This is a genomic window from Acinetobacter sp. UBA2063 (genome assembly GCF_002333245.1).
GTDB classification, from domain to species: Bacteria; Pseudomonadota; Gammaproteobacteria; order Pseudomonadales; family Moraxellaceae; genus Acinetobacter; species Acinetobacter parvus.
In genome coordinates this window covers 8,137-9,800 of record NZ_DDAH01000230.1, presented here as the reverse complement: position 1 = coordinate 9,800, position 1,664 = coordinate 8,137, and the positions used below count along the sequence as shown (strand labels likewise).

Annotated in this window: 2 protein-coding genes; both read left to right on the top strand. The window is 34.6% G+C overall.

What is annotated here, in order from left to right; translation table 11 throughout:
• Positions 1-1,038: glycosyltransferase family 4 protein (locus B4H32_RS10860; RefSeq protein WP_286803045.1), on the top strand; the 1,038-nt coding region annotated here is incomplete at its 5' end.
• Entirely contained in the window at positions 1,022-1,639 is a 618-nt protein-coding gene (locus tag B4H32_RS10855) for a sugar transferase (RefSeq protein WP_286803046.1), read from the top strand. The genes B4H32_RS10860 and B4H32_RS10855, both read left to right, overlap by 17 nt.
• Positions 1,640-1,664 lie beyond the last annotated feature (25 nt).

Genomic DNA, 1,664 nt, shown 5'->3' with positions numbered 1-1,664 from the left:
TATACAGATTCTTGCCTAGAGAAAATCAAAGCATTAGGTGCTATTCCTGTCCCTTATCAATTAAGTCGTGGTGGGTTAAATCCTTTTGCTGATTTAGCTTCTCTTATTCAATTAACTAGAAAAATTAAGAAAATAGCCCCAGATCTTGTATTTTCATATATGGCAAAACCTGTAATTTATGGCAGTATGGCTGCAAGATTGGCGAAAATCCCTCATATTATCGGTATGTTGGAGGGGTTAGGCTATACTTTTACTGAACAGCCACAAGGTCAAACAGTAAAAACAAAAATTATTAAAAATATACAAGTTTTACTTTATAAATTGGCTTTTCCCTGTTTGCAACAAATAATCTTTTTAAATCCAGATGATAAAAAAGATTTAATGGATACATATCATTTATCTGTACCTAAAGTTCATATTCTAGGTGGAATTGGTCTAGATTTAGATAGGTTTTCTTATTTGCCTGCGAAAATTGAACCTATTAAATTTCTTTTCATTGGGCGATTGTTAAAAGAAAAAGGTGTTTTTGAGTTAATTGAAGCTATACGTTTAGTGAAAAAGAAACATCCATTAGTACACTTTACTATTTTAGGCGAGATTGATGCAGAAAATATGGGAGCTTTAAAACAAGAAACTTTAGATCAATTAGTTAAAGAAAATCTGTTTGAATATCCTGGATACGTTTTAAACGTAAAAGATTGGATTTATGAGTCGAGCGTATTTGTCTTACCCTCTTATCGAGAAGGCGTTCCACGCAGTACGCAGGAAGCAATGGCAATTGGAAGACCTATAATTACGACGGATGTGCCTGGTTGTCGAGAAACTGTAATTGATGGGATCAATGGTTTTCTAGTTCCAAAGTGGAATATTCAAGCATTAGCTGATAAAATGTGCTATTTTATTGAACATCCTGAACAAGTGAATATTATGGGCATGAGGAGTCGCGAAATTGCTCAAGAAAAGTTCGATGTTAATAGAGTAAATGAGAAACTTTTTGAAATTATGGGTTTAAGTGATGAAAATGAAAAGGTTCGTTGATATTGTTATTGCATCAATTGCAATTCTGTTTCTTAGTCCAGTTTTTCTATTTGTTGCTTATAAGGTACGTAAGCATTTAGGTTCCCCTATCTTTTTTTGCCAGGAACGTCCAGGGAAAGATGGTAAAATCTTCAAAATGATTAAGTTCAGGTCAATGAAAAATGCATTAGATGCCCAAGGTAACTTATTGCCAGATGAACAACGCATTACGCCATTTGGTCAAAAATTACGCGCTACAACTCTTGATGAAATGCCTCAATTGTTCAATGTGCTCAAAGGTGATATGAGTATTGTTGGCCCTCGACCACAAATGCCAGAGTTCCTCGAATATTACACGCCTGATCAAATGCGTAGACATGAGGTCAAGCCTGGTATGACTGGACTTGCTCAGGTAAGTGGGCGGAATAATTTATCTTGGGAAGAAAAGTTTAATTTAGATGTTCAGTATGTAGAAAATCATAATATCTTACTGGATTTTAAAATTATGTTGAAAACCGTTGATGTCATGCTGAAAAGGGAGGGGATTAATGCGCCAAATCAAACAGTTGGTTCAAGTCGTTTTACTGGTTCAGAGTCTCAATCTAGTTCTACTCTAAAGTAAAGATTTTAAATATGATCAAAAAAGC

Coding starts and splice junctions, on each gene's coding strand:
- B4H32_RS10855 (WP_286803046.1), top strand. CDS start 1,022: ATGAAAAGGTTCGTTGATATTGTTATTGCATCAATTGCAATTCTGTTT.